Source organism: Vibrio sp. 970 (genome assembly GCF_033339075.1).
Map to the genome: position 1 here is coordinate 1 of NZ_JAWOTW010000115.1, position 973 is coordinate 973.

Annotated in this window: 2 protein-coding genes; both read right to left on the minus strand. The window is 50.5% G+C overall.

What is annotated here, in order from left to right:
• A partial coding sequence (locus tag R7Q11_RS25105) for a flagellar basal body P-ring protein FlgI (protein WP_225466870.1) occupies positions 1 to 743 on the minus strand: 743 nt, incomplete at its 3' end.
• Positions 743 to 973, minus strand: a 231-nt coding sequence (locus R7Q11_RS25110) for a flagellar basal body L-ring protein FlgH (RefSeq protein WP_225466871.1), incomplete at its 5' end; no start/stop codon positions are given. The genes R7Q11_RS25105 and R7Q11_RS25110, both read right to left, overlap by 1 nt.

Sequence of the window (973 nt, forward strand, 5' to 3'; positions counted from 1 at the left end):
AGCATCGACATCATGATCACGCGTTGTTGCGTGTCTTTCGGCGCTCGCATATCCACGCGTGCTTTGTTGATGGCAACAGCCACGTTCGGACCAAACGTATTGTTGATCTCACGTGCGATGTTTTTTGCAGTAGTGAAACTTGGTTTGCGCAGGTTTAACGTGATTTCATCGCGCTGGTTGAAGTCTGTTTTGATTTCGCGCTCTAGCGTTGCACCATTCGGCACACGACCCGCTGTTGGCGTATTCACTTCGACTTTCGAACCACTTTTACCTTCAGCAGATAAACCGCCCACAACAACGCTACCTTGCGCGATGGCGTACACTTCACCATCGATACCGCGTAGCGGCGTAAGAAGCAGCGTACCGCCGCGCAAGCTTTTCGCATCACCAATGGATGACACGACCACATCTAAGGTTTGGCCCGGCCCCGCCATAGGGTCTACCGATGCCGTCACACTTACCGATGCTACGTTACGCAGTTTAGGGTCCATGCTGTCATCAATCTGAACACCAAATTGGCGCAACATGTTGGTGATGGATTGTGAGGTAAATTTTACTTGGTTGCGGTCACCTTGGCCGGCAAGACCAACCACCAAACCGTAACCGACTAATTGGTTTTCGCGGATGCCTCGAACATCCACCAAATCCATAATAGGAATTTCCACTTCAGCCTGTGAAGTCGCAGGAAGCCCTAAGGTCAATGCCAGTAGGAAAGACGAAAAAAAGGTATTGATTGGCTTCATTAGAATGGTACCCATGGGCTGTTAAAGAACTGAGTCAGCCATCCAGCAGCGTTGCTGTCTGCCAACGCGCCGCGACCAGCGTAAGTGATGCGAGCATCCGCAATTCGTTGAGAAGAAACTTGGTTATTGCGAGTGATGTCATCGACGCGAACAATGCCCGTCAAACGGATAAATTCATCACCTTGATTTAGGCGCAGCCACTTTTCGCCACTGATGCGCAATACGCCATT